The sequence below is a fragment of the Methylobacterium litchii genome (assembly GCF_038442315.1).
GTDB classification, from domain to species: Bacteria; Pseudomonadota; Alphaproteobacteria; order Rhizobiales; family Beijerinckiaceae; genus Methylobacterium; species Methylobacterium litchii.
Genome location: NZ_JBBXMY010000038.1, coordinates 1 through 6,402 on the forward strand (window position 1 = coordinate 1; position 6,402 = coordinate 6,402).

General features: G+C 64.8%; 5 protein-coding genes. 1 reads left to right on the forward strand and 4 read right to left on the reverse strand.

All coding sequences use genetic code 11. The features are described from left to right. Positions 1–232: transposase (locus AAHF99_RS26920; RefSeq protein ID WP_342167397.1), on the reverse strand; the 232-nt coding region annotated here is incomplete at its 3' end. Between the two features lie 713 nt (positions 233–945). On the opposite strand from AAHF99_RS26920, the gene AAHF99_RS26925 reads away from it, so the two are divergent. Next, complete coding sequence (locus AAHF99_RS26925; protein WP_342167398.1) at positions 946–1,899, forward strand: tyrosine-type recombinase/integrase; 954 nt, start codon at positions 946–948, stop codon at positions 1,897–1,899. A 387-nt stretch (positions 1,900–2,286) separates the two neighbouring features. Here AAHF99_RS26925 and dps read toward each other — a convergent pair whose 3' ends face one another. From dps to AAHF99_RS26940, 3 genes are all read right to left on the reverse strand, one after another. Then, entirely contained in the window at positions 2,287–2,823 is a 537-nt protein-coding gene (gene dps, locus AAHF99_RS26930; protein WP_342167399.1) for a DNA starvation/stationary phase protection protein Dps, read from the reverse strand. A 165-nt stretch (positions 2,824–2,988) separates the two neighbouring features. Then, positions 2,989–3,369 carry a response regulator gene (locus AAHF99_RS26935; RefSeq protein WP_342167400.1) on the reverse strand — a complete coding sequence of 127 codons (381 nt, stop codon included), beginning with the start codon at positions 3,367–3,369 and terminating at the stop codon, positions 2,989–2,991. A 34-nt stretch (positions 3,370–3,403) separates the two neighbouring features. Then, positions 3,404–6,118: a PAS domain S-box protein gene (locus AAHF99_RS26940; RefSeq protein WP_342167401.1), complete on the reverse strand. Its 2,715-nt coding sequence runs from the start codon at positions 6,116–6,118 to the stop codon at positions 3,404–3,406. Positions 6,119–6,402 lie beyond the last annotated feature (284 nt).

A 6,402-nucleotide genomic window follows, 5' to 3' on the forward strand; every position in this document is an offset into this window, starting at 1 on the left:
CTCCGGCCTTCTGCCAATCCCGCAAGCGCCGCCAGCAGGTCATCCCCGAACCGCAGCCCATCTCCCGGGGCAGCAACTCCCAGGGCGTGCCCGAGCGCAGCACGAACAGGATCCCCGTCAGTGCCGCACGGTCGGAGGTTCGAGGTCGACCGCCCTTCGGCTTGACCCGTTCAGGCGGCAGCAGCGGTGCGATCTCGGCCCACAGGCCATCGGGAAGGAGCGGTCTCGCCATCTCCACCCAACGCGCCAAACCCGGTTTTGTTAGAGTCTCTAAATCGTCCGATCCCTTCGATTTGACCGGATACTGGACCTGCATGCCGGTGATAGCGCGAGCAGGCTCAAGCTCTGCCGGTCTCGTCGCTATGGTAACGCGATGCTACGACGCTCCTCGTTCAGCGGACAGCGACGCGGACAGCAGTTTCGGTATTACCTGGTTTGGATTTAAGACTTGGTTGGGAGGGCGTCCGTTCAAAGCCGGTGTACCAACGAGCAAACCGGACATCCGCTACTGGATCGCTCCGCACGGAGGCACGCAGATAGCAGCCACTCTAATACTCCTGCTGTCGAATTCGGCAGCGACATCAATTCAATGACTTTCCGGACCCGTGCCGAGCCCGACTGGAGGCGGGGTACGCCTTTCAAATTTAGCAACGCCGAACACGCACTTAAGTCTCGGGGGCGGGGGATACTACAGGTCTTGCGGCGTCCGAGCTTGAGCAGGAGGAACCGGCCGACCTGTTCGTTAATCCAGACGAGGCTGCCGGAGCGCCGCGGGATCTCAGCTGGCCGGTCGGCGGTTCCGAAACCACACCCGAACGAAATCCGAGGCGACGCGGGCGCGACGCCCCACGACAGGCCGCCGCGGGCCTCAGCTGCGCTCAGGATCGGATAACAGTCCATTATCAGGCTCTGGCGCATTCTAGGGGTCTCGCGTAGGAGACGCGCATGGCCGGAACGCTGATCGACCCCGCCTCCGAGGCCTACGAGGCCGCCGACGCCTTCGCCCGGCAGTCGCTCTCGCAGGCGACCTTGCGCGCCTATCGTGCTGACTGGCAGCACTTCCTCGCATGGTGCCGCACTAAGCGACTGGCCAGCCTGCCGGCGGAACCGCAGACGCTGGCCGCCTATCTTGCCTCGCAGGTCACCACGCACAGCAGGTCCACCATCGAGCGACGCATCGTGGCGATTGGGCAGGCCCACAAGATCGCCGGTCACGATTGGCGCCCGTCGCATCCGATCGTCCGCGCGACGCTCAAGGGCATGTTCCGGACCCATGGCCGACCGCAGGTGAAGGCGGCGGCCCTTGGGCGCGAGGAGGTTGTGGCGCTTCTCTCCGCGTGCACCGGCTCGTTCGCCGCACGCCGGGACAGGACGATGTTCCTGCTGGCGTTCGCAGGCGCGCTTCGGCGCTCAGAGCTTGCAGCGATCTGTGTCGAGGACCTTCGCTTCACCCGCGAAGGCCTACGCCTGTTCCTGCCACGCTCTAAAACCGACGGCGAGAACCGTGGCGCCGAGATCGGGATCGCCCAGGGCCGGAACCCGCAGACTTGCCCAGTAGCTGCGCTTCAGGCGTGGCTCGACGCGGCGGCGATCGATGCCGGTCCGGTGTTCCGGGCGATCCGTGCCGACGGCGCCTTGTCCGACACTGCAATCACACCGGACTCGATCGGCCGCATCCTACGTCGGCGCGCGTTGGCAGCCGGCCTCGACGCCGACGCCAACGAGCGGATCACGCCGCATGGTTTCCGGGCAGGCTTCATCACAGATGCCTACCGTGCCGGCGCTCGAGACGAGCACATCATGGGGCACTCGCGGCACAAAAGCCTCAAGACGATGCACGGCTACATCCGACGGGCCAAGCTGTTGAGCGACAGCCCCTCGAAGCTCCTAGGTCTATAGCGTCCCCGCGCGTACGTGCTACTTTGATAATCTTAATGGATGCATTCAGCGAAGATCACGCAACAGACCCATGCTGCTGCCCTTTCTAGGCACCCAGCGGTTCGGAAGCTTCCATGAACGCGACGCTGCTGGCCGCAAGCCGAACGTCCGCTCCTGCGCACGCTGGCGATTCGGCGTAGCGTAGTCTGGTCGCTCCCGGAATGGCTGCTGGGGGTGGAATTCTGCCGTTCCGCTTTCGAGCGGTTTAGCAATGAATGAGCGACTTCCGTTACCAAGAGAATGGCGTGACCGCAGAGAACACCGCCTCGCCCCAAAGCATCCCGGCCTGACGCCACGGAGCTTGCGACCGCCCCTCTGTTCGGTCGAATACAGAGGGGCGGAAAATGATCAGTTGCTGGTGTCGCCGTCGCGCATCTGGCCGGTCGGCTCCTGGACGTGGGCTTCGAGGAACCAGAGCTGCTTGTCGACGGCGCGGGAGATCTCGGTGAATAGGTCGGCAGTGTCGGGGTCGCCTGCCTCGTCCGTCTCGTCGATGTTCTCGCGCACGGCGTTGGCGTAGGCGGCGTAGCTGTCGATCAGCGCGGCGATGTGGTCGGCGATGGCATAGATGCCGGTCGGGTAGGCCGGGAGCTTGGTTGACCCTGCTACGACCTGCGCCGTGCCCAGCGCCGTGCCACCGAGTTGCACCGCCCGCTCGGCGACCTTGTCGTTGAGGTCGCTGATCTCGGCGCGAAAGCCGTCCAGCATCAGGTGGATGCCGATGAACTGCGGGCCCTTGAGGTTCCAGTGGGCCTGCTTGATTGCCAACGCGAGGTCGATGCCGTCAGCGAGCCGGGCGTTCAGGGCCTCAATGGACACCTTCTTGGCGTTTGAATTGGTGTTGTTGCGGGTCTGGTGAGTACGCGGGGTGCTGCTCGTAGCCATGCCTATGCTCCACAGTGTTGAGGCGGCAATAGTGGAGCGTGGAGGAGGTTCCCCCAGCCGGGGCCAAACCTGCGAGGTTCGGGGACCCGCGCCGTCCAGGGTGCAGCGGTTCGACGCGGGGTCGTTGCACCAGCTGAAGTAATTGTTCGGTCCCGGCCGCGCAAACTAATGTGTGGCTGACACGAATTCGCGGATGCTATTCACTAACTTGCGCTGGTCGAACGGCTTGTCGTGGAATACACCCCGCGCCGGGATGCGCGAGAGATCCGGCTTGACCGCCCCCGTCAGGATCAGCTCGATCGGCGGCCAGCGATCGCGGATCATCGCCGCCAGCTGTAGTCCCATCACCGCGCCTCGCACATCGAGATCGGCCATGACGACGCGGATGTCATTGCGTTGTTCGAGGATCTGGATTGCCTTGGCCGGCGTCGTCGCCTCGATGACGTCACAGCCGGCTTCCTCGATGATGTCTGACAGGATCATCATCTGGATCGTCTCATTCTCTATGAGGAGAACGATAGGACGCCGTTCGGTCGATGCCGTCACACAATCCTCCTTCGAGGACTGGCGTCTGCCCCGATCACGATGCCACCACTTGGGACATGGGCGCGCGGAACTTCGCGTTCAGACCCATTGGGGAATAATCCAAGTGCGTGTCGCGTGTTCCCACGAGACCGGACTGGATCAGCCGCGCCCCAAAGCCGCGCCTCGCCGGGGCTGTGGCGGGCGGGCCGCCGTGCTCACACCAGGATAGCACCACCGTTGCTTCCGCGTCCTCCTCTATCCGCCACGCGACATGAACCGAGCCGCTCTCGACGGAGAGCGCGCCGTATTTGATCGCGTTGGTGGTCAGTTCGTGCAGGAGCAGGGAGAGCGACAGCGTCGCCTGCGGTGCGAGCGAGAGGTTCGGCCCCTCGATCGTGAACCGGTCGAGCGCCGTCTGGAGCGCCAGCACCTGATCGATGACGGACCGGATCGGCGCGGCTGCCCAGCTGTCCTGCATCAGCACGTCGTGGGCGCGCGAGAGGGCGATCAGTCGCGCGGTAAAGGCCTTGATCGGGGCCTGATCCGGCACGCTCCGGAGCGTCTGGCCCGCGATGCCCTGAACCATCGCCAGCGTATTCTTCAGGCGATGGGAGACTTCGCCGTTGAGAATCGCCTGCTGTTCCTCAGCTCGCGCACGGCGCGCGCCCACCTCGACGCGGTCTGTGACGTCGCGCAGGAAGGCGAGTTCCTCCCGCGACCAGATCCGCGGCCTGTCGTCGTGCACGATGAAGATCGCGACCGTGCGGCCCCTGTCGCGAACCGGCATGTTGACCTGCGCACGGACGCCGATGGCCTGCATCGGCCCTGGATTGGATTGCGTACGCGGGTCGGTCAGCACATCGTCGATGACCAGGGCCTCGCCGCGGCAAAGGTCGGCGCTGAGATCGCCGAAGTCGCTGAAGCGATGGCGGCCTGCGATGCTGGCTTGACCGGGGGCACACCAGTCAGGGTCGATGGTCACGAACTCCACATCGCCCTCGACGCGGCCATAAGCGACTCTGCTTGCGCCCAGCGTCTGCGCGACGATCTCCGTAGCCGCCGCCATCATCGCCGAATCGGTGTCCATGTCGCGCAGGCGATCGCCAAGGGTGAGGAGCGCGTTGCGCCGCTTCTCGGCCTTCACCCGCTCCGTGATTTCGAGGAAGAGCACGCCGAAGCGCCCCTCGCCGAGGGAGAACGCGCGTCCCTCGTACCAACGGGATAGGGTGCCGACCTGCCTTGTGAAGGTGACGGGTTGGCCGGTCTCGACCACGCTGGCGAACTCGTCGACCCATGCGTCTTCGATGCTGGGAAAGACCTCGCGCAGGGTCCGTCCCACGACGCTTTCGGGGGTGAGGCCGATGAGTTCACCGCAGGCCGCATTGACGTCGATGTAGCGCCAGTCCGTGATGCGTCCGGTCGGACCGCGCACGACTTCGCCGACGAGAAACCCCTCGCTCAGGCGCTCGAAGAGGCCGCGCCAGTACGCTTCACCCGCGGCGAGGCGCGCCTCGAACGACTTCCGCTCGGTGATGTCGCGCGAGACGGACAAGATCCGTTCCGGCCGCCCATCGGGGCCGAAGATCGGCGTCACCTGGACGTCCCACCATTTTGCGTTACCGCGAAAGGTGTCCGCGCCTCCCTGAAAGTGGCCGATCCCCCCGTCCCGGGCCGTGGCCAAGGCCGCAAGCGCATCGGCGTTCCCCTGACCCTGCCAGAAGCTCGGCCATGGGCAGCCCTTGATGTGATTGAAGTCGCTGACTTCCATCACCTTCATGCCGCCCTCGCTCATGAAGGTCAGGCCGCCGTCGAGGTCGAGCACCTTGATGCAGTCGACGGATGACGCCAGGACACTGCGCATGAACTCGGCGTCAGCCTGTTCCTTGGTGGCGAGGTTGCGCTCCTGCGTGCGGTCGCTGAACGCCTTGACGAAGCCCCGGTGTGTCCCGTCGAGCCCCCGCAGCGAGGTCATGTCGCCGACCGCGTAGAACCGTCCGCCATCCTTGCGCAGATGCCAGCGCATGTCTTCGGCATGGCCGTCGCGAAGGACGCCGTCCATCTCCTTGCGCATCTGACCAGTCGTTCGATCCTCGGGCGTGAAGATCCGCTCGATGGGCTGCCCGCGCATCTCTTCCGCTGACCAGCCCAGGATGCGTTCGGCCCCGACATTCCAGTCGGTCACCATGCCTGCGGTGTCGGTGACGATGATTGCCATCTCGCTGGCGCTGTTGAAGATGGCGCGCTGACGTTCCTCGCTCTCGGCTAGGCGCTCTCGGTTGCGGTGCGCCTCGGTCACATCGATCTGACTGCCGAAGCGGTAGCGCAGCCGTCCTTCGCCGTCGAAAACGGGGCCGATGAACAGGGCGTTGACGAAAGGCGTGCCGTCGTTGCGGTGATTGGTGATCTCGATGGTGAGGTCGCGGTTGTCGGTCAGCGCCGCGCGGATCTCGTCGACGCGGTCAGGCTCGGTGTCCGGTCCCTGGAGAAAGCGGCAGTTGCGCCCGACCACCTCCTCGACGCCGAAGCCCGTGAGTTCGAGGAAGGCGCGGTTGGTGAAGACGATGGGGTCGTCGTTCTGGCTGGGATCCGTAAGGATCATCGGCAGGCCGGTCTTGTCGATGGCAGAGAAAAGCACGTCGTCGTCGACTGAGCGGAGCTGCGGCCCCGATGGCTTTGGATCGGGACCTGGATGCTCGGCGAGCGCTGCCCGCAGGCGCAAGACTTCTGCCTCAAGCTCCTCGCGCGAGAGGTGCTGCAAATCGGTACGCATCGAAAAGCGAGCCTGCCCCCGGTGGCCGACATCGTCTACGGACGGTGCTGAAAGTCGAGCGCTCTCACACCGTCATGCCGGTTGCCGGATCCGAACCTTAAAGCCGGTTTCTCCCATAGATTGAAGATGCTGGGTGGTGGACGAATGGCCGCTTTCGGGGTGAGCGATGTTCCGACCCCATCTTCTGTGGGGCGACCTGACCGGGCAGTTTGACGATCCGCACGAGAGGATCGTTTTGTGTCTGGACTTGACCTTAGACTTGAGCCGGAGGGGACGGTCCGGCG

Excerpts from the sequence above, each read along its gene's own strand:
- AAHF99_RS26925 (WP_342167398.1), top strand. The coding sequence starts at position 946 with ATGGCCGGAACGCTGATCGACCCCGCCTCCGAGGCCTACGAGGCCGCC.
- dps (WP_342167399.1), bottom strand. The coding sequence starts at position 2,823 with ATGGCTACGAGCAGCACCCCGCGTACTCACCAGACCCGCAACAACACC.
- AAHF99_RS26940 (WP_342167401.1), bottom strand. The coding sequence starts at position 6,118 with ATGCGTACCGATTTGCAGCACCTCTCGCGCGAGGAGCTTGAGGCAGAA.